We start from the raw sequence: 19274 nt of genomic DNA on the forward strand, positions 1-19274 counted from the left end.
GCCCTGTCCTGATCGCTGCGCTGTCTGCGGTGCTGCTGATCACTGCCGCGTGTCACCGCGATGGCAGCACGCCCACGTCCTCTGCCACCACCAAGCCGGCACCCAGCACGCCGAAGTTGGGCGACTTCGGCTTCGATGTGGCGGGCATGGATCGCGGCGTGGCGCCGGGCAACGACTTCTTCGGGTATGCCAGCGGCAACTGGGTCAAGACCACGCAGATCCCCGACGACCGCTCCAGTTACAACAGCTTTGTCGGCATTGCCATCGAGACCGAGCGGCACAGCCGCGACATCATCGAAGGCGCAGCCGCCAACGACCGCGTCACTGGCGAAGACAAGCAGATCGGCGATTACTACGCGGCCTATATGGACGAAGCCGGCATCGAGGCCAAGGGCGTGCGCCCGGTGCAACCGGCACTGGAGGCGATCGCGCAACTGGACGACAAGCAGGCGCTGGCACGCACGTTGGGCGGCCAATTGCGCGCCGATGTGGACCTGCTCAATTCCACCAATTTCTACACCGACCGGCTGTTCGGGCTGTGGATCACCCAGGACCTGCATCACCCCGGGCGTTATGTGCCGTATCTGGTGCAGGGCGGCCTGGGCATGCCCGACCGCAGCTTCTATCTGGATGGCGGGCGCATGCCGCAACTGCGCGACGCCTACCGCGCGTACATCGTCAAGCTGTTGCATCTGGCCGGCATCAGCGATGCACCGGCCCGCGCAGAGCGCATCCTGGCGCTGGAAACCGCGATGGCGCATGTGCATGCCACCGCCGAACAGACCAACAACGTGCCGGCCGGCGCCAATGCGTGGAAACAGGCCGATTTCGCACGTCACGCACCGGGTCTGGATTGGACGCTGTTCTTCGAGGCGGCGGGCTTGAAATCGCAGCAGGACTTCATCGTCTGGCAGCCGCAGGCGGTGGCCGGGTTGTCGGCGCTGGTGCAGTCGCAGCCGCTGCAGACCTGGAAGGACTATCTGAGTTTTCGTGAGCTGGATCGCGCCTCGCCGTATCTGTCCAAGGCCTTCGCGGATGCACGCTTCGCGTTCTACGGCACTACGCTGGAGGGCACCCCGCAACAACGCCAGCGCTGGAAGCGCGCCATCGATGCGACCAATGCGGCGTTGGGCGAGGCGGTCGGCAAACGCTACGTACAGAAGTACGTGAGCGCGCAGACCAAGGCGCGCACCGAAGAGATGGTCAGGAACATCGTCACCGCCTTCGGCCAGCGCATCGATGCGTTGGCGTGGATGAGCCCGGAGACCAAGCAGCACGCCAAGGCCAAGATCGCCGGGTTGACGGTGGCGGTGGGATATCCGGATACCTGGCGCGACTACAGCGGCCTGGACGTGCGCCGCGACGATGCATTGGGCAATGCGGAGCGCGCCAAACTATTCGAGTACCGCCGCAACCTGGCCAAGCTGGGCAAGGCCGTGGATCACCGCGAGTGGTACATGCTGCCGCAGGAAGTCAACGCACTGAATGTGCCGCTGGAAAACCGCCTGCTGTTTCCGGCTGCGCTCCTGCAGCCGCCGTTCTTCGACCCGGCCGCCGATGATGCGGTGAACTACGGCGCGATTGGCGCGGTGATCGGCCATGAGATCAGCCACAGTTTCGACAACATGGGCGCGCTGTTCGACGAACATGGCGAGCTGCACAACTGGTGGACGCCACAGGATCTGAAAAAATTTGCGACCGCCAGCGATGCGCTTGCCGCGCAGTTCAGCGCCTACCGGCCATTCGACGACCTGGCGGTCAACGGCAAGCTGACGCTGGGCGAGAACATCGCCGATGTTGCCGGTCTGGCCACTGCATACGATGCGTATCAACTGTCGTTGCAGGGCAAGCAGCCGCACACCATCGATGGCTTCAGCCCGGATCAGCGCTTTTTCCTGGGCTTTGCGCAGGCCTGGCGCAGCAAGTACCGCGACGCAGCGCTACGCAACGCGGTGCTCACCGACGTACACGCGCCTGGACGCTTCCGCGCGCAGACGGTGCGCAATCTCGATGCATGGTATCCGGCGTTCGATGTGAAGCAGGGCGAGCAGTTGTATCTGGCGCCCGAGCAGCGGGTGCGGATTTGGTAGGTGGTGGACAGGGACGACTGCTGCTGCGTAAGGCGTAGAGCGGTTTTTTTTAGGAGGTCTGGAGCATCTGCCTCTCAACGTACCCTCACCCCAACCCCTCTCCCGGAGGGAGAGGGGCCAAGTCCGCTGCGCGCGTTGGCACCGTGGTGAATTTAGGGCTTCGAGCCCCTCTCCCGCCGGGAGAGGGGTTGGGGTGAGGGTGCGGCTGCCTAGCGCCCTATCCACTCTGGCAACACGCCATGCGCCAGGAGCGGCCAGTACGGCGAAGCAAACCACCATCCGCCGCTCACCCCTCCCCCGGCCACTGCAACAACATCGCCGACGGCAACTGCATCCGCCGACACGCACGCGCAGACAACCCATCACGGCGTAACGCAGTGCGAAACAACGGCGACAGGCTGCGCAACAGACGCGCCGAGGCACGCGCCTGCATGCGTTGCATCGTGGTGCGGCCAAGCATGTCGCTGGCCCAGCCCGGCAGCAAGGCAGTGCCGGCGCCGAGAAATACCCCGCGCGACAAACCTGCCGCAGGCACCGGCAGCTGGATACTGGTGAGAATGTCGAGTACCTCACGCGAGCGTGCGTCCATGCGCAGCTGACCGCGCACGCCGGCGAAATACGCATCTACCTGCGCCTCGCTGGCTGGCACGTCGGTGGCGCCCAGCGCCTCGGCCACACGTCGCGCTTCGTCGTAATAGCGGTCGGCGATGGCAACCGGCACGTCGCGGCAATAGCGCCGGCAGCCCTGCAAAAAGCCGTAGGCCTCGGTGACATGCACCCAGGTCAGCAGCTGTGGATCGTTGGCCTCGTACGCCACGCCGTCGGCGGTATGGCCGCGGATATGCGCATGAATCTTGCGCACGCGGGCGATCAATTGCTCGGCTTCCGCACGCGGTGCGTAGGTGGTGCCGGCAACGAAATTGGTGGTTCTGCGCAGCCGCCCGATCAGGTCGGCACGGAAGTTGGAATGGTCGTAGACCCCGGCCAGCGCGCGCGGGTGCAACAGTTGCAGCATCAACGCGCACAGCCCGCCGGACAGCATGCCGGGGAACTCCGAATGCACGCGCCAGGTGACGCTGTCGGGCCCGAAGATGCCGGGATCGCCCAACGGCTGGTCGTATTCGATACTGCTCTGGCCACGTGGAAACGCGCCCAGCACCCAGCGGCGGATCTGTTCGGCGGCGGGGGCGGTAAGGGTACGCAGGACGGCAGACATGCGGCGATGATACGCAGCCGTCTGCAACGCCATGTCGTGGTTGCGCTGCGTTCCCGCTCACGGCAGCACTGCGGCGGGCTGGTCCGTGCGGGCTGGCCGGCTACTGCAGCATGCGTCTCCACGCGCGCGCAGGTGTGCAGTGCAGCAAGAAACGCGCCGCAGCGTGGCCGCCCTGCGGATCAGAACGCGGCAAACCGCCTGAATACTGCGATTTGTGCGCGAGTGCGCAGGAATGCAGGGCGATTGGTTCGCATCGGGCATTGCCATGCACAGCGAAAGTGCTAGAACTAAGGCCGTCTGACAAAACGCCGCATGGTCCTGTGGTGTTGGGTCGGTCGCTCCAGCGCATCTGGCAACCGCCAGTGCAGCAAGTCGTTCGTACCAGCCATCCGTCGGGAGCTTGTCATGATCGCTTTGTTCCAGGGTTTAGGCCTGCTATTGCAGGACAACGCACTCCATCGCCTCTCCTTCGACGAGCAGGTCGCCAAGTGGCGCGAAAAGACCGACCAGCAGCTCGACGAGGAGCTCGCCCTGCTCACCGTCGCAAAGAAACAGTGGGTAATCGCCTCGATCATCGGCTGGCAGGCCATTTCGCTGGTGCTGCTGGGGGTGATCACGCACCAGTTGTGGCAGAACGACTACCACCTGACCTTCAGCCGCGTGGTGATCATCTTCACTTCGTGGGCGTCGATCCTGTTCGTCATGTGGTACATCGCCGATCTGTTCGATCACAGCGCCGGTTTCGAACGCTGGTTGCGCGCCTTCAATAGCCGCGCGCGGCTGACACCGGATGCCGATTCGGTCGAATGCGTCGCCGATGCGCTGGACATGACCCGCAGCTACCCGGAAGTGCTGCGCTACAAGCAGGAAGTCACCTCCAGGCGCGAGCTGCGCCACGAGGACATCGTCAACATGCGCGAGATGGGCCGGCTGCGCCGCTACACCGAATTGCTGCGCGATCTGGACCGCTTCGACGGTGCGCCGCGGCTGGTGGCCAACGCGTAGAAACCTGCCGAGACTAGCCGCGTGGCGTAATCAGTTTTTCCAGTCATTGAATCACCGCACGACAATGGCGTGCGCCATGAAGCAAAACAAAAACGGCCGGTGCAGCTGCACCGGCCGTTTCTATTTAGATGACGTCTGCTTCAAATGCTGGTCAACATCTGCAGCGACCAACACTACGTAGCCGAGAGTTGCCTACCTGGTGCAAACGTCGCGGAACAACTACAGCACACCAGCAATGCAAGCCTTACCAAGCACCGGCCGCACCTACCGAGGGTGAGCGCAGCCGTTTGATGCCGTTCTTACGCTTCCGCAACCGCCCGTTCCACCGACGGCGTGCGCCAACCGCTGCGCACACCCCAGATGTAGAACACCACGCCGACCGCCGCGACCACCGCCAGATCGGTGCCGTAGCTCAGATAGCCGTGGCCGCCGAAGTCGCTGCTGCCGGCCCAGGACAGCAGCGCGATCATCGGCAGGTAGCAGATCATCCAGGCGGCGCCCTTGAGGTTGCGGCCTAGATCCGGCCAGCCCTGCTTGGCCTGGTAATAGCAGTACACCGGCAGCGCCACGACCATCAGCAGGATGATCTCACCGGTCAGAGGCCAACGCGCCCAGTACAGCAACTCGGTGGCCATCACGAACGCGACGCCGGCCAGCACCGGCAGCGCGGCGATGCGCAGCGGGCGATGCAACTCGGGCGCATGACGGCGCAATGCCATCGCGCTGATCGGGCCGGTGAGGTAGGAAATGATGGTCGCCACAGAGATCACTGCCGCCAGCGTGCCCCAACCGCGGAAGAAGAACAGGAACACGAACGACACCGCCAGGTTGAAGAACATCGCCATGCGCGGCACGCCCCAGACCGGGTGCAGCTTGCCCAGCACCGACGGCATGGTGCCGTTCTTTTCCATGCCGTAGACCATGCGCGCGGTGGTGGCGGTGTAGGTGATGCCGGTGCCGCTGGGGCTCACGAAGGCATCGATGTACAGCAGCATCGCCAGCCAATGCAGGTTGACGATGATGGCCAGCTCGGCGAACGGCGAGCGGAAGTCGATGCCGTGCCAGCCGGCCTTGGCCAGCAACTCCGGCGGTACAGCGCCGATGTAGGCCACCTGCAGGATCACGTAGACCACCGTGGCCAGCGCGATCGAACCCAGCACCGCAAACGGAATGCTGCGGCCCGGGTTGCGCGCCTCGCCGGCCAGGTTCACCGGGCTCTGGAAGCCGTTGAAGCTGAAGACGATGCCGGCGGTGGCCACGGCGGTGAGCACCGCCGCCAGGTCGATCACGTGTTCGTCGCCGTGGATGCCGACGCTGAAGTTTTCGCTATGGAAGCCACTGGCGATCAAGGCCACGCCGGTCGCTGCCGGCACCACCAGCTTGAACACGGTGATCAAGGTATTGGAGCGCGCGAACAGCTTGACGCTCCAGAAATTCAGGAAGAAATACACCAGCACCAGCACCGCCGAGATCAGCAGGCCGGGCACCGACAACTCCCCTGCTCCACCGGGCGCCTGCACGTATAAGCCTTGCGCCCACGCCCACGGCCAGGAGGCCATGTATTGCACCGAGGCCTCGGCCTCGACCGGAATCACCGAGACGATCGCGATCCAGTTGGCCCAGCCGGCGATGAAGCCCACCAGCGAGCCGTGCGAGTAATGGCTGTAGCGCACCATGCCGCCGGACTCGGGGAACATGGCGCCTAGTTCGGCGTAGGAGAGTGCGATGGTGGTGATGATCGCCGCGCCTAGGATCCAGGCCCAGATCGCGCCGGGGCCGGCCAGGCCGGCGGCGCGCCAGGCGCCGAACAACCAGCCGGAGCCGATGATCGAGCCCAGGCCGGTAAGCATGAGGGCGAAGGGGCCAACGTCGCGGCGTAGCGATTGTTCGGACATGAAGAGCCTGGCTGTGAGGACGCCGTGAACCGGCAACAAGCCTGTAATGATCGCAGAAGCGGCCGCTCATCGTCAGTGCGTATTCAGGCTTGTATCCGACAACTGCCTAGCCGTGGCAATCGGCGCTGGGTGCCTTGGCATCCACGCAGGTATGCGCCTCACGCGGGACGCCGCGCAGTGCGCGTACCTGCCCTGCGGCCAACGCAAAGCTGTCCAGGGTCTTGCGTGCGCAGACGGGAGCGGCTGAGCCAGCGTCGGCCGTGCGCGCGGCGCAGTGTTCTTCATAGACCAGGTAGTGGCAGTGCCCGCTACTGCTGGCAAGGCAATGCACGTTGGTTTCGGTGGCGGTGGCCAGGGTCTTGCTGAAGATCACGTCCTGGCCATCGCGGGTGGCGCGGGTGATGGAGGTGGTGCCGTTACGGTCGTGGCAGCCGGCCAGAGCGAGCAGGCAGTAAACCAGTGAGGCGATCAGGCGCATGTCGGCAATCCTTTCAGTCGATGCGATGGGGGGAACTGGAGCGGCCAAAAAAACTGCTGTGCTCACCGTCGGGCGGGCGCTCGCCACGTGTTGCCAGCCGCTGTTACATGCCGCGGAACAGGGTCATGAATGGCTGGCTGACGGTGAGCGTTTCGCTGCGCCCGCGCAGGGCCAGCCGCCCCTTGCCGGTGTCGTCGCGTACCACCGAGGCGACCGCCTTCATGTTGACGATGGTGGAACGGTGGATCTGCTTGAACACCTGCGGGTCCAGCACGTCGAGCAACTCGCGCAGCGGCGTGCGCAGGATCGCTTCGCCGGCGGCGGTCATCACCGTGGTGTATTTCTGATCGGCCTGGAAATACGCCACTTCTTCCAGCGCGATCAAGCGCGTCTCGCGGCCGCTGCTGGCGGTGAGCCAGGCCAGCGGCGGTTGCGCGCTGGGCGCAGCCGGGCGTGCGGACAGGCGCTGCAATAGGGCCTCCAGCACGCTGCCATCCGGCTGGCCGGCGGCGGCACGCTGTTGCACGCGCTGCCAGGTGGCCTGCAGGCGCTCGCGGGCGATCGGCTTGAGCAGGTAATCCACCGCGCCGTGTTCAAACGCATCGATGGCGTACTGATCGTAGGCGGTGACGAAGACCACCTGGGTGTGCGGGCTGCTCTCGCGCATCGCACGCGCCACTTCGATGCCGGTGAGCCCGGGCATGCGGATATCCAGAAACACCACATCGGGTTGTTGCGCGGCGATGGTTTCCAGCGCGCTGGCGCCGTCCTCGCATTCGCCCACGATCTGCAGTTGCGGGCACACCTGCGCCAGCAACTGCAGCAACGATTGCCGCAGCAATGCCTCGTCTTCGGCGATCACCGCACGTAACGCACTCATGCCTGCACCTGCGTGGTGTGTGTCTGCGGGTTGGGCAATGGCGGCGGCATGCTCACCGCTGCGATATGCGCGGGCAGCGGCAAGGTGATCGTGGCGGCCACCCCGCTGGGGAAGTTGGAGACGATGGCAAAGCTGGCCTTGCCGGCGTAGATCAGCTGCAGCCGCTCGCGCAGGTTCTTCAAACCGATGCCGGTGCCCTGACTGTGGGTGTTGAAGCCCTGGCCATCGTCGGCCACGGTGAGCGTGGCATGGTCGTCGATGCGACGCGCCAGGATCCACACCGTGCCGCCGCCGGGCTTGGGTTCCAGGCCGTGCTTGATCGCGTTTTCCACCAGCGTCTGCAACATCATCGAGGGCAGCTGCAGCGCGCGCAGCTCGTACGGCACTTCCACCTGCAAGGCCAGCCGCGTGCCCATGCGGATGCGCAGGATTTCCAGATAGGCCTGGGTACGTTCGAGTTCTTCGCCCAGGCTGGAGATGGCACCGTCGGCACTGGGCAACGAGCTGCGCAGGTACTGGATCAGATGCCCGATCATGATCTCGGCGCGCGGCGGGTCGGTGCGGGCCAGCACCTGCGCGCTGGCCAGCGTGTTGTAGAGAAAGTGCGGCTCGACCTGGGCGTGCAGCAGATTCAGCCGTGCCACGGCCAGTTCCTTCTCCATCACCGATTGCTCGGCCGCGGCCTGCTCGTCGCGACGCTGCTCGCCAACCCGGCGTACCACCGCACGATTGATCGCCTCGGCGTTCTCGAAATTGCTGCCCTCGTCCACTGCGAACAAATCCACCCAGGCACCGGCATCGGGCTCGCACAACACGGTGACGCTGCTGGTGCCCTGCCCCGGCGTGATCGTCACCAGCACCTGATTGCGCTTGATCGCAAAGCGCGCGAACAGGTTCCAGCGCGAGGGCTGACGTCCTTCATAGGGATCGATACGGCGCACCTTGGCGCGGATCAGCAGGCTGCCCGGTGCGCATTCGATGTCCTGCACGCGCGGCAGTGCGCGCACCGCTTCTTCGACGACGGCGAAGCTGGCCTGCACGTCCAGTGGCACTTCGATCTGGCGCCGTTGGCGGGTGGACAAGGTGTCGTGATCCAGACGACCGGCGATCAGCCGCACCCGCCGCACATGCGTGACCGCACTCATCAAGGCCAGCGTCAGTAGCACCACGCAGATCAGCCCGAAGAACGCGCCGGTGGAACCGAACAGCTGCGCCCACATGATCCCGGCCACCACCAACGCGGCAGCCCAGGCGAACACGATACGCACGATCAGAAAGACGCTGGCAGACACGGGGGCGACTCGTTGGGTTGGGACGCGGCGAGCATAGCCGGCAAGCGCGCAGTCGAAAGCCCAAAGCGACGAATGGCCGCCAGCGGCGCCTCAATTGCCTGGATCGCGGCACGAAACCCGGCCTTCCCGGCAGTGGCAGGCATGCAGGTGCGCGGTATGCTCGGCGTCTGCGGCGTTGCGCCCTGAGTATTGAAGATGCCGGCTGCCGTGCATGAAAGAGGCCTGGCGTGTGCAGATGCCGCGCCGGGCATGTTGCTCCATGCGCAAGCCGCGTTGCCCTCTATCGCCTTGCCATCCACCACACACTTGGGAGTCGCATGCACCGTCGTCATTTTTTGCAGAGCGCCGGCCTTACGCTTGCGGCCGCTTCCACCACTAGCTGGGCCGCGACCGGCCCTGCCAGTGCAGCACCTTCTTCGCCGCTGCCGGCTGCGGCGCCTGGCGCGCTGCCGAGCCAGTTCGCCGCATCGCCGCCGCTGGCGCCGATCCACGCTTCGGTCGATCGCATCATTGCCATCAACGGTTGCACGCGGCCGTTCCGTGCGCAGGGGCCGCGGATCGAGGCCGAGCGCATCGGTCGCAAGACGGTGGTGCACAACTACGGGCATGGCGGCAGCGGGTGGTCGTTGTCGTGGGGTGCGGCCGAACACGCGCTGCGGCTGGTGCGTGCGGCCGATGCCAATGCGCGTGAGCTGGCGGTAATCGGCTGCGGCGCGATCGGGCTGACCACCGCGCTGGTGGCACAACGCGCCGGCTTGCGCGTGCGCATCTATGCACGCGAGCGCCTGCCGGATGTGCGTTCGTTCTACGCAACGGGCGTGTGGTCGCCGGACTCGCGCGTGTGCACCAGCGAGCACGCCACGGCCGACTTCAAGACACGTTGGGAAGAGATGGCGCGCATCTCGTTTCGCCGCTACCAGACCTTGCTCGGCTTGCCGGGCGAGCCGATCGAATGGCGCGATGGTTACGCGTTATCGGATGTGCCGTTCGACCAACCGCTTCCATCGGCCGAAGCGCACGAGCCGGACTATCCGCCGCTGGAGCGCGAATTGATCCATGACCTCGGCCCGCGCTCGCAACCGGTCGCTCCCGGCAGTCATCCGTTCCCGGTGCCGTTCGTGCGCCGCTATAGCCAGCTGACCTTCAACCTCAGCGCCTATGCGCGATTATTGATGGACGACTTTCTGCAGGCCGGCGGCGAGCTGTATACCCGCAGCTTCGAACACCCGCGCCAGTTCGGCGATCTGCGCGAGAAGATCCTGGTCAATGCCACCGGCTACGGTGCGCGTGCGTTGCTTGGCGACGACAGCGTCATCCCGGTGCGTGGGCAGACCGCGCGCCTGATTCCGCAACCGGACGTCACCTACGGGCTGGTCTGGCGTGGTCACAATCTCAATGTCGTGCCACGCCGCGACGGGCTGCTGGTGCAAGCGCAAGGCGCGAACGATTTCAACAATGCCGATGCCACACCGGATCACGCAGCCTCTGCAGCGGCGGTGCGCGAATTGGCGCGTCTGTTCCACTCGGCGTGAGCTGTTGCGCGAGCGCCAGAACTCACGCGTCGCTGAGTGAGGCCTGCAATGCGCGGGCCAGTGCGGCATCCCCGCTGACCAGTTCATCCCAACGCAACACCACGCCTTTGCGCTTTCCCTTTTCGACCAGCTTCAAACCCTGCGGGTCGATGATCAAGGTGTAGGTCAGCGCGCCGATGTGCAGTTCTCGGCGTAGCGGTTTATCCAATGGCGTCATGCCAACGGCTCGCGCAGTGATGGACCACCGTTGTAACGCATCGCGATCCCTGCACGGCGCTGTTTTTGCAGCCTCCCTGCACGGGCCACGGCACAGGCCGCCATCGCATCGGGATCACCGCATCCACCGATCCCGCTAACACGTCGGTGACTAGCTTAGCGACCCATGCGAGACAGCTTGAAATCCGGTCACCGCGACCTTGCAGCACTGGCGTGCGTCACGCCCGTGCAATGCGATGCCGACGTGACGGAGCCGCTGGCTCGCAGGCAGTTGAAGGCATGACGCGCACACGGTGCACCGCACTGTTGACCCACCTATCCACTCGAAGGAGCCGCCCATGGCGATCAAGACAATTGAAGAGCTTTTCATCCACGAACTGTCGGACATCTACAGCGCAGAAAAACAGCTGACCAAATCGCTGCCGCGCCTGGCACGTGCGGCGACCGAGCCCAAGCTGGTTGAGGCATTCAAGGTGCATCTGGAAGAAACCCAGGGCCAGATCGAGCGGATCGACCAGATCGTCGAACTGCTCGGCATCAAGCTCAAGCGCATCAAGTGTGCAGCGATGGAAGGCCTGGTCGAAGAAGGCCGTGAGGTGATCGAAGAGATCGAAGCCGGCCCGGTGCGCGATGCGGCACTGATCGGTGGCGCGCAGAAGGTGGAGCATTACGAGATCGCCTCGTACGGCACCATCGCGGCCATCGCCAAGCAGCTCGGTTACTCCGATGCGATCACGTTGCTGCTTGCAACCCTGGAAGAAGAAAAAGCCACCGATGAAAAGCTGACCCTGCTTGCAGAGCAAGGTGGCAACCAAAAAGCATCCAAGACCAGTAAAGCGGCCTGATGCATCGCGCAGTGCGGCACTGCCGCACTGCGTCTGCCCGCGTCTGCGGGCATCACCCCCGAAAGCCAGAGCCCCGCGTCTTCTGTCCGCTTACCGAGTGGCAGTCATCCCGGGTGCCAGCCATGGAGCACGACACATGTTTATGCATAACAAGCGGTTGATGTATACCGTCCGCGTTGCCGAACCGAATCCGGATCTGGCCACGTTGATGCTCGAGCAGTTTGGCGGACCGCAGGGCGAACTCGCCGCTGCGATGCAGTACTTCACCCAGGCATTGGGCGAAGACGATCCGGGCCGCAAGGATTTGCTGTTCGATATCGCCACCGAAGAACTAAGCCACCTGGAGATCATCGGCTCGATCATCGCCATGCTCAACAAGGGACCGAAGGCGGTGTTGTCCGAAGGCATGGAAGAGGCCATGGAGATGCGCTCCATGACCCAGAACAGCACCAGCCACACCCAGCAGATCTTGTACGGTGGTGGCCCGGCGCTGGTCAATTCCAGCGGTGTGCCGTGGACGTCGGCGTATGTGGACTCGATCGGTTGCCCGACCTCCGACCTGCGTTCCAACATCGCCGCCGAGGCACGCGCCAAGCTGGTGTACGAGCGTCTGATCACCGTCACCGACGATCCTGGCATCGTGGATGCGCTGCGCTTTTTGATGACACGCGAGGTGGCGCATCAGAAGTCGTTCGAGAAAGCGCTGTACTCGATCGAGCCGAACTTCCCGCCGGGCAAGCTGCCGGGCGACCCGCGCTTCACCGACACCTACTACAACATGTCGCAGGGCGAAGGCGACATGGTGGGTCCGTGGAATGCCGGCGAGCAATGGGACGTGGTTGCAGACCGCGAACTGCAGACTGCAGTGGATGGCGGTGACGGCTCGGCCACGGTTGCGTTGGACGCGACCCAGACCGACGCACTGGACGCGATGTCGTTGCGTCTGCTCTCCAATCCGGAGCTCGATCGCGTGACCGGTGCCGACCTGGGCGCAGGCCCGGGTGCCGGCTCCACCACCGGCGACATCCAGCGCTGAACCTGCTGAGTGCCAGCGCACCCAGCATTAGCCCGGGGCGTTCGCGACCCGGGCTTTTTAGTGCGACGACAGATCATTGCAACGACGGCATAAGCTGCACCAAGCCAGACAGTTCGGAGGCTGCTTGAAAACATCCACACCGACCATCTCGACTGGTCCTTGCCCGCCCACCGTCGCGGGACCTTACGCGGCATGGATGCCGCGTAAGAGCTTACAAGGACGTACTTGCAGCGTGTCCCGCGATGGTGGGCGGGCAAGGGCCCTGCAGCAAACCCGCAGATCAACCGCTCTGCCCCCGACGCATCCACACCGTTCAATCACCTCTCAAGGCCACCAAGACCGGTTCCAAGCCGAACCGGTCGAAGGCTTGATGCCCTAGCCGCGTGCGATGCATGCGAAATGCATGACGCATGACCATGCTGCCTTCTGCAGCTGACACAACATCGCACGACCAGAACGACGAGGGGCCCCCAGGGGCCCCTTTATATTTGCTGCCTGACATTCCCCACCTAAACGCGCGCGATCTGCGCCGAGTGTTCCTCGCTGGTCCAGTCCGGCCGTACGCCGGCTGCAGTCGTATAGCGACCCAACTGCCAAGGCGTGAGATGCAGCATGGCCACTTTGCCGCCGACATGCAGCCATTGTTTGACATCGCCATCGATGCAGAGCGGACGATGCGTGGGCATGCTGGCCGACGCGGCCACCAGCAAGGAGAACCCCATTTGCAGGCGGCCGCCGATATCCATCACGTTGCGCAGGCCCGCTGCATACACCGCGCCACTGTCCTGACTCAACCAGGTGGCGGCCGTACTGCCATCTGCAGAGGCCGTGCAGACGAATCCGCATAACGGAATCGCACAGCGCTGGGTTTCCCAGATCGCCAGATCCACGCCGCCCAGCCAGCTCGGCTCCTGCGTGTGGATCGAGCGCTGCTGTCCGGGAGCGCGTCGACCAAAGGTGGCACGTTCTTCGCGTTTGCCGCCCCGATCGGCGATCAGAATGTCCGCATCGGCGCCCACCCCGACCTCGACCCATGCGTTGCTCGCCACGCGGGCGGACAACTGAAGAATGCGCGTAATCATGACGACTCCACCGTGTACGTCCCAAGGACTCGGGGTCGGTACGCACAATGCGCGCCAAGTCTTCGACTGACGCGGACACCGGTGTTGCAAGGATTTCCGTGACTTCGGCTACATCTTCTTTTTAGCGACGATCGAACAGGTCGCAAGATGTGCGCTGTTGCGCAATATTTTCCGTGACCGGTGCATGTGCATGCAGATCTACATGTAGACATCCACGCACGCGTACTTACTTCCTGAAGTTGAAGAGATCGCTCTTTGAAGCGCCTGCTTACGCGCGTTATTAACGCCGGGTGCGCGCACGATGCCGGCGTGCGGCGTCAGACCGCACTTTAGTTCCGGAGTTTTTATGTCCAACACAACGCTACACGGCCGCCGCATCCTTGTGGTCGAGGACGATTATCTACTCGCCGAATCGCTCAACGACTTGCTGATCGAAGCAGGTGTCCACGTGCTCGGACCGATGGGCAATGTGCCCGACGCGCTATCGCTGGTGACATCGGGCGAGGAGATCGATGGTGCGTTGCTCGACGTCAATGTGAGGGGGCAGCCGGTGTTTCCGGTGGCCGACGCATTGCTGGAGCGCGGGGTCCCGTTCTCGTTCTGTTCCGGCTATGACCGCTACACGCTGCCAGCGCGCTTTGCGCATCTGTCGTACTGCATGAAGCCGTATAACCCGCGCGCGATCACCACGCTGCTGAGCGACCAGGCCCAACCGGCCGAGCATTATTGATCGATCCGCTGATCGGATCTCACCCACAACCCGTCACCGATCGGAAGTATCGGCCTGGGTGTCCTTCATCTGCTGCCGGGCGCGCTCTTCTTCGCCGAGCTGATTGAGCAGCTCCACCGCTGACTGGTGCGCGCTGCGCAAGGTCTCCAGTGGCTTGGAGACATCGTTGCGCAACGCATACAGCGCAAATCCCATCACGTTGAGGCGGTTGCGCAATTGGTGCAGCAACTCACGCCGCTGTCCATCGGATGCATCGGCCACTACGCGTCCTTGTCGCTGAGCCGGTTGTGCAAGGTACGCACACTGATGCCCAACTCGCGTGCGGCGGCCTTCTTGTTGAAGCGGGTGCGTGCCAATGCTGCTTCGATCATCGCGTCTTCGGCCTGCCGCATGGTCCAGCCTGCGGGAATCAACAATCCGTCCTCGTCGGCCTGCGGCACGGTCTGCTCCACATCCGGCGCACTCAACAGGTCGCCATCGGAGCGCAGATACAGATAGCGGATAAACGAGCGCAGCTCGCGCACGTTGCCCGGCCAGGTGTGGTACGCCAGATAGCGCAGCAATGACTTGGTCGGCAACTTGCGGGTGCCGTATTTGACGTTGAGTTCGTCGATCACACGCAAGCCCAACAACCGCGCATCGCCACGCCGTTCGCGCAGCGGCGGCACCTGGATCGGATATTCGTTGAGCCGGTAGAACAGATCCTCGCGCAGCACCGCATGCTCGCGCTGCACATGCTGGTGGGTGGCAGCAACCACGCGCGCATCGAGCGGAATCTCTTCGTTGCCGCCCACGCGCATGAAGCTGCGCGATTCGATCGCCCGCAGCAGATACACCTGCAGACGCTTGGGCATTTCGCCGATTTCATCGAGAAACAGCGTGCCGTCGGCAGCCTGCTCCAGAAATCCGGCATGGCGACGATCGGCGCCGGTGAAGCTGCCGCGCTCGTGACCGAACAGCTGGCTTGCCAGCAGCTCTTCCGGGATTGCGCCGCAGTTGACTGGCACAAAGCGGCCGCGACGACCGGAGACACGATGGATGGCACGCGCCACCAAGTCCTTGCCGGTACCGGTCTCGCCGGTCACCAGCACGTTCAAGTCGGTTGGCGCCACGCGCACGATGTCCTTGCGCAACAGCACGATGCTGTCGCTGTTGCCGACGATGCCCAGGTTGCCCTGCTGCGCTTCACGCAGACCGCCGAGCACACGCTCCAGGCGTTCCGGCGCGAATGGCTTGGTCAGGAACTCGCTGACCCCGAACTGCTGTGCGCGGCCCTGGGTCTCATAGGCGTAATCGCCCGACACCACCACGATCTGTGGCGTGTGATCCGGGTCGAGCCGTTCGATGAGATCGAAACCGCTGCCGTCGGGCAGGCCAACGTCCACGACCAACAGGTCGGGGAAATTGCTGTCCAGCCAACGGCTGGCTTCGCCAAGGGTGTGCATGCCCTTGGCCCGGAAGCCGCTATCGGTGGCTAACTCCACCACCTGATCGCAGAACTCCACGTCGTCGTCGATGATGGCGCAGGAAAGACGGTCCATGGGCGCTTCTGTCCGCAAAGTGCTGATACATGTTCAGTTGAGAATTGTGACGACGGCGCGAAAAAGCGCCGCTCACCACATCGAGTGGCACACCGGTGTCATCACCATCAGGGATGAGCGTAGCTCTTTCCCCAAAGTCGAGCCCGCCGTGCCGATTTTGACCGAAGTACGCATGGCAAATCCTGGTTACGCCAGTGCCAAGCGTCACGGTTGGGCTCGGTCGCCGCAGCGCGAGTGCCAAAACGCCACGAAGTGCAAGGTTTTGCGACGGCTGCCACGCCAGTCCGAGGCGGATGCCATCATTGATGAGCCACTGGATCAGCTCGTTTGCGCTGTTACATCGCGATCTAGGCGTCAGCTGGTGCTGACCTGGGCCAGCGCCATGCGAGGCGTTGGGCGAACCGCTCCAGCGGAGCCGGTCGGGTTCGATGTGCTATCCACAGCCTACGCACTCATCGTGGAGAGCGTGTGTACAGATCGCTCAACCCCGCGTCCTGTGCGGCTGTTGAAACTAAAAGCGCCCGCAACTGCGGGCGCCTTCATCGGTATCGCATCGCGGAGGACTCAGCGTTTTTCCGACCCATCCGGGCGTTCGTAGTCCTGCTCCGGATCCGCTTTGTTGACGTCGCGGTCTTCGTCGGGCATGTCGTGCACTTTTCGTTCGGCACTCTCGTTGCGCTGCTCTTGCGGCGTGAACGGCTTGCTCTGATCATCGTCCGGACCCCACGGCTTCTTCGGTTCGCTAGCCATCGCGGTTCTCCTGCTTGGTTATCGTGCCACCACGCTAGGCAGGCGGGCATTGCAAGGTGGTGAACAAACCTGCGTCACCGTGTGAAGTGATTGCGCAGATGGCCCCGCCAAGTACACCAAGTACGCATGATCCGAACATGCTCAGCCACCGGTTTGCGAATGCGGTGCCGCCACCGGTTTGGACTGCGGCGAATCCTTCTGCCGTAGCCAGATGGTCAACACCACCAGCGCGAACACCGCCAGGAATTCGCTCTGCCAGTTCTGCATCGATTCGAACCAGAACCCGGCGTCGGTGAAATGGTCGAGGATGCTGATCGGCGGCAACCCTTTTTGTGTGCGCTCCAGCAACGCAAGCCGCCAGCTGCCAAGCAGATGCAGGACAAAACTCATCAGGAACAGCGCGCCAAATGCCAGCGCCAACGAGTGCTCATACACGCGCAGCCACAGCCCACCGGCACGCACCGGCCACGGCGTCTGGCCCGGCTTGATCTCGGCGTCTTCTTCAGCAGGATCGAGCGGACGCGACTCGGCCGAACCCACCTGGCGCAGCTTGACGGTCAGCAGCACATACATGCCCATCTGCAGGAACTCGCTTTCCCAATTCTCGAACAGGGCCGAGACGAAATGCGGGCTGTGCAGATACGCGGCCAGCAGCAGCGTTGGCTGGCCCTGCTCCGTCAACTCCGCGTTGTAGGCATGCAGGCCGGCGTAGATCTGGCAACCGATGAAGAGCAGCGTCAGCGCAAGCAGACACAACGACAACCCATTGCGACGAAAGAACATGCGTAACTCCTGACGATGCGCGCAGTATCGAGCGTGATCGGCAAAAGCGCATGAAGTCTGCGCGCACTGCCCGCCGTGAGGTCGGCTGGCGTGCTTGCTGACAACGTGAACGCGCCGCGCGCAGCACACATGCCGGCGACATCGTCTAGCCCGGACGTTTACGTCTGCATGACCACACTGACACTCACTTCGTAGTGATCCACACCGTCAGGAGACCCCCATGCCCGTTCCCAATTACCCACGCCCGCCGTTCAAGCCGCAGCAGCAGGGCTTCCCCGGCCGGACCGAGAAGATGGATCCACGCCCGGACCATGGCGAAGACAGCTACGTCGGTCATGGGCAGCTGACAGGCAAGCGCGCGCTGATCACCGGTGGCGACAGTGGCATTGGCGCTGCCGTGGCGATTGCCTACGCACGCGAAGGCGCCGACGTGGCCATCGCGTATCTGCCCGATGAGCAGGGAGACGCGGCTAGGATCGGTGCGCTGATCGAAAAGGCCGGCGTCAAAGCGCTACTGGTCGGTTGCGATATCAGCGACCCGCACCAGGCCGCAGCATTGATTGAACAGGTCAACAGCGCCTTCGGCGGACTGGACATTCTGGTCAACAACGCCGGCTACCAGAAATATTTCCAGAATTTCGAAGACATTACGCTGGACGAATGGCGCAAGACCTTCGACACCAATGTGCATGCGGTGTTTCATCTGGTGCAGCTGTCGGTGCCGTTGATGAAGGACGGTGGCTCCATCATCAATACTGCCTCGGTGCAGTCCAAGAAACCGACGCCGAATATTCTTCCCTATGCCGCCACCAAGGGCGCGTTGGCCAACCTCACAATTGGTCTGGCCGGCGTGCTGGCTGACAAGCACATCCGCGTCAATGCGGTGCTGCCCGGCCCGATCTGGACACCGTTCATTCCGGCAGGCATGGACGAAGACTCGGTGGAAAACTTCGGCAGCCAAACCCCGATGGGACGGCCCGGCCAGCCGGTCGAGCTGGCCTCGGCCTACGTGATGCTCGCGGCCGACACTGCCAGCTACACGTCAGGCACGTTGCTGACCATTGCCGGTGGGGCTGTCACTCTGTAACCCGCTCCACGTTGTCGCTAAACCCGCGTTGCTCTCGCAGCAACGCGGGTTTTTTTGTGTGCAGCAGCGTGCGCATGTGCATTTTAGATTCGATCAAAGGCTTGGTTGGCCGATCGCGCGGTGCCCTTGCCGCTCACGGGACACGCCGTGAATCCGTCCGTGGAGGCTCAGTGGCGGCATCCATACCGCCACATGGTCCCGCAAGCGGCAAGGACACCGCACCAGGAAGTTTGCAGGCTGCTTTGTTGAGAGCTGTCTGTTGACAGCCTTGCGTCGCGAGGCTGATCGAATGCGCCTCCCTTATCCGAACAACGCACGTAATGCACTGCTTGCAACTATGCACACCGACCATCTTCGATGGTCCTTGTCCGCCCACCATCGCGGGACCTTACGCGGCATGGATGCCGCGTAAGAGCCTACACGGACGTACTTGCGGCGTGTCCCGCGATGGTAGGCGGGCAAGGACCCTGCAGCAAACTCACAGCATCAAGAGCGCAGCGAAGACATCGCACCAGACAGGTCGCTGGCTGCTTTGTTAAAAAACATGCGTACCGATCAACTCGACTGGCCCTTGCCCGCCTACCGTCGCGGGACCTTACGCGGCACGGATGCCGCGTAAGAGCCTACACGGACGTACTTGCGGCGTGTCCCGCGATGGTAGGCGGGCAAGGACCCTGCAGCCAAACCGCAGATCAGCCGCTCTTCACTGAAGACCCAACTCCCAAGCTCAGCAATAAATCGCCGGGAAATAGTTTTGCCAGCCACTCCTGGCACTCAGTGTGCGCGACTAAAAAACACACAGCGCCGGTGAGTAAA

18 protein-coding genes are annotated in these 19274 nt (G+C 63.5%); 7 read left to right on the top strand and 11 right to left on the bottom strand.

The annotated features are described in order from the left end of the window. The first annotated feature begins 20 nt into the window (after nt 1-20). Entirely contained in the window at nt 21-2090 is a 2070-nt protein-coding gene (locus tag AC1PLU_RS19810) for a M13 family metallopeptidase (protein WP_481095439.1), read from the top strand. Between the two features lie 286 nt (nt 2091-2376). Here the strand turns inward: AC1PLU_RS19810 and AC1PLU_RS19815 are convergent, their stop codons facing one another. Next, entirely contained in the window at nt 2377-3306 is a 930-nt protein-coding gene (locus tag AC1PLU_RS19815; RefSeq protein WP_481095429.1) for an oxygenase MpaB family protein, read from the bottom strand. Nucleotides 3307-3618: 312 nt separating this feature from the next. Here AC1PLU_RS19815 and AC1PLU_RS19820 point away from each other — a divergent pair, with 312 nt between their 5' ends. Further along, nucleotides 3619-4311, top strand: a complete 693-nt coding sequence (locus tag AC1PLU_RS19820) for a hypothetical protein (protein ID WP_176340294.1) — start codon at nt 3619-3621, stop codon at nt 4309-4311. A gap of 299 nt (nt 4312-4610) precedes the next feature. Here AC1PLU_RS19820 and AC1PLU_RS19825 read toward each other — a convergent pair whose 3' ends face one another. The 4 genes from AC1PLU_RS19825 to AC1PLU_RS19840 form a co-directional block, all read right to left on the bottom strand. Next, complete coding sequence (locus AC1PLU_RS19825; protein ID WP_104552020.1) at nt 4611-6206, bottom strand: APC family permease; 1596 nt, start codon at nt 6204-6206, stop codon at nt 4611-4613. 106 nt (nt 6207-6312) lie between these two features. Next, complete coding sequence (locus AC1PLU_RS19830) at nt 6313-6684, bottom strand: hypothetical protein (RefSeq protein WP_481095428.1); 372 nt, start codon at nt 6682-6684, stop codon at nt 6313-6315. 103 nt (nt 6685-6787) lie between these two features. After that, entirely contained in the window at nt 6788-7564 is a 777-nt protein-coding gene (locus AC1PLU_RS19835) for a LytR/AlgR family response regulator transcription factor (protein ID WP_481095427.1), read from the bottom strand. Further along, the gene (locus AC1PLU_RS19840) at nt 7561-8856 is read right to left on the bottom strand and encodes a sensor histidine kinase (RefSeq protein ID WP_481095426.1); all 1296 of its coding nucleotides are present in this window, start codon (nt 8854-8856) and stop codon (nt 7561-7563) included. Before AC1PLU_RS19840 ends, AC1PLU_RS19835 begins: the two co-directional genes overlap by 4 nt. A 317-nt stretch (nt 8857-9173) precedes the next feature. Here AC1PLU_RS19840 and AC1PLU_RS19845 point away from each other — a divergent pair, with 317 nt between their 5' ends. Further along, on the top strand, nt 9174-10388 hold the full coding sequence (locus AC1PLU_RS19845) for an FAD-dependent oxidoreductase (RefSeq protein ID WP_481107037.1): 1215 nt from the start codon (nt 9174-9176) through the stop codon (nt 10386-10388). A gap of 22 nt (nt 10389-10410) precedes the next feature. Here the strand turns inward: AC1PLU_RS19845 and AC1PLU_RS19850 are convergent, their stop codons facing one another. Beyond that, complete coding sequence (locus AC1PLU_RS19850; RefSeq protein WP_481107038.1) at nt 10411-10605, bottom strand: hypothetical protein; 195 nt, start codon at nt 10603-10605, stop codon at nt 10411-10413. Nucleotides 10606-10942: 337 nt separating this feature from the next. Between AC1PLU_RS19850 and AC1PLU_RS19855 the strand changes: the two genes are divergently transcribed. Beyond that, nucleotides 10943-11449 carry a YciE/YciF ferroxidase family protein gene (locus AC1PLU_RS19855; RefSeq protein ID WP_074058568.1) on the top strand — a complete coding sequence of 169 codons (507 nt, stop codon included), beginning with the start codon at nt 10943-10945 and terminating at the stop codon, nt 11447-11449. 136 nt (nt 11450-11585) lie between these two features. After that, the gene (locus AC1PLU_RS19860) at nt 11586-12485 is read left to right on the top strand and encodes a manganese catalase family protein (protein ID WP_168957244.1); all 900 of its coding nucleotides are present in this window, start codon (nt 11586-11588) and stop codon (nt 12483-12485) included. A gap of 509 nt (nt 12486-12994) precedes the next feature. Here AC1PLU_RS19860 and AC1PLU_RS19865 read toward each other — a convergent pair. Continuing rightward, the gene (locus AC1PLU_RS19865) at nt 12995-13567 is read right to left on the bottom strand and encodes a hypothetical protein (protein ID WP_481095424.1); all 573 of its coding nucleotides are present in this window, start codon (nt 13565-13567) and stop codon (nt 12995-12997) included. A 346-nt stretch (nt 13568-13913) separates the two neighbouring features. Here AC1PLU_RS19865 and AC1PLU_RS19870 point away from each other — a divergent pair, with 346 nt between their 5' ends. Further along, nucleotides 13914-14297, top strand: coding sequence for a response regulator (locus AC1PLU_RS19870; protein ID WP_115039640.1), 384 nt, complete (start codon nt 13914-13916; stop codon nt 14295-14297). 33 nt (nt 14298-14330) lie between these two features. Here AC1PLU_RS19870 and AC1PLU_RS19875 read toward each other — a convergent pair whose 3' ends face one another. The 4 genes from AC1PLU_RS19875 to AC1PLU_RS19890 form a co-directional block, all read right to left on the bottom strand. After that, the gene (locus AC1PLU_RS19875) at nt 14331-14558 is read right to left on the bottom strand and encodes a hypothetical protein (RefSeq protein ID WP_170118522.1); all 228 of its coding nucleotides are present in this window, start codon (nt 14556-14558) and stop codon (nt 14331-14333) included. Further along, the gene (locus AC1PLU_RS19880; protein WP_115039639.1) at nt 14558-15838 is read right to left on the bottom strand and encodes a sigma-54-dependent transcriptional regulator; all 1281 of its coding nucleotides are present in this window, start codon (nt 15836-15838) and stop codon (nt 14558-14560) included. The genes AC1PLU_RS19875 and AC1PLU_RS19880 overlap by 1 nt, the downstream gene beginning before the upstream one ends. A gap of 564 nt (nt 15839-16402) precedes the next feature. After that, entirely contained in the window at nt 16403-16588 is a 186-nt protein-coding gene (locus tag AC1PLU_RS19885) for a hypothetical protein (protein ID WP_481107039.1), read from the bottom strand. Nucleotides 16589-16729: 141 nt separating this feature from the next. Continuing rightward, entirely contained in the window at nt 16730-17371 is a 642-nt protein-coding gene (locus AC1PLU_RS19890) for a DUF6766 family protein (protein WP_481107040.1), read from the bottom strand. A 220-nt stretch (nt 17372-17591) separates the two neighbouring features. Here AC1PLU_RS19890 and AC1PLU_RS19895 point away from each other — a divergent pair, with 220 nt between their 5' ends. Further along, nucleotides 17592-18458 (top strand): SDR family oxidoreductase, encoded by an 867-nt coding sequence (locus AC1PLU_RS19895; protein WP_481107041.1) that lies wholly within the window; start codon nt 17592-17594, stop codon nt 18456-18458. Nucleotides 18459-19274 lie beyond the last annotated feature (816 nt).

The organism is Xanthomonas sp. NCPPB 2933, from assembly GCF_056725225.1.

What these genes read in the sequence shown, in the direction of transcription:
- AC1PLU_RS19815 (WP_481095429.1), bottom strand. Translation starts at nt 3,306, where the DNA reads ATGTCTGCCGTCCTGCGTACCCTTACCGCCCCCGCCGCCGAACAGATC.
- AC1PLU_RS19820 (WP_176340294.1), top strand. Translation starts at nt 3,619, where the DNA reads ATGGTCCTGTGGTGTTGGGTCGGTCGCTCCAGCGCATCTGGCAACCGC.
- AC1PLU_RS19825 (WP_104552020.1), bottom strand. Translation starts at nt 6,206, where the DNA reads ATGTCCGAACAATCGCTACGCCGCGACGTTGGCCCCTTCGCCCTCATG.
- AC1PLU_RS19830 (WP_481095428.1), bottom strand. Translation starts at nt 6,684, where the DNA reads ATGCGCCTGATCGCCTCACTGGTTTACTGCCTGCTCGCTCTGGCCGGC.
- AC1PLU_RS19835 (WP_481095427.1), bottom strand. Translation starts at nt 7,564, where the DNA reads ATGAGTGCGTTACGTGCGGTGATCGCCGAAGACGAGGCATTGCTGCGG.
- AC1PLU_RS19845 (WP_481107037.1), top strand. Translation starts at nt 9,174, where the DNA reads ATGCACCGTCGTCATTTTTTGCAGAGCGCCGGCCTTACGCTTGCGGCC.
- AC1PLU_RS19850 (WP_481107038.1), bottom strand. Translation starts at nt 10,605, where the DNA reads ATGACGCCATTGGATAAACCGCTACGCCGAGAACTGCACATCGGCGCG.
- AC1PLU_RS19855 (WP_074058568.1), top strand. Translation starts at nt 10,943, where the DNA reads ATGGCGATCAAGACAATTGAAGAGCTTTTCATCCACGAACTGTCGGAC.
- AC1PLU_RS19860 (WP_168957244.1), top strand. Translation starts at nt 11,586, where the DNA reads ATGTTTATGCATAACAAGCGGTTGATGTATACCGTCCGCGTTGCCGAA.
- AC1PLU_RS19865 (WP_481095424.1), bottom strand. Translation starts at nt 13,567, where the DNA reads ATGATTACGCGCATTCTTCAGTTGTCCGCCCGCGTGGCGAGCAACGCA.
- AC1PLU_RS19870 (WP_115039640.1), top strand. Translation starts at nt 13,914, where the DNA reads ATGTCCAACACAACGCTACACGGCCGCCGCATCCTTGTGGTCGAGGAC.
- AC1PLU_RS19880 (WP_115039639.1), bottom strand. Translation starts at nt 15,838, where the DNA reads ATGGACCGTCTTTCCTGCGCCATCATCGACGACGACGTGGAGTTCTGC.
- AC1PLU_RS19885 (WP_481107039.1), bottom strand. Translation starts at nt 16,588, where the DNA reads ATGGCTAGCGAACCGAAGAAGCCGTGGGGTCCGGACGATGATCAGAGC.
- AC1PLU_RS19890 (WP_481107040.1), bottom strand. Translation starts at nt 17,371, where the DNA reads ATGTTCTTTCGTCGCAATGGGTTGTCGTTGTGTCTGCTTGCGCTGACG.
- AC1PLU_RS19895 (WP_481107041.1), top strand. Translation starts at nt 17,592, where the DNA reads ATGCCCGTTCCCAATTACCCACGCCCGCCGTTCAAGCCGCAGCAGCAG.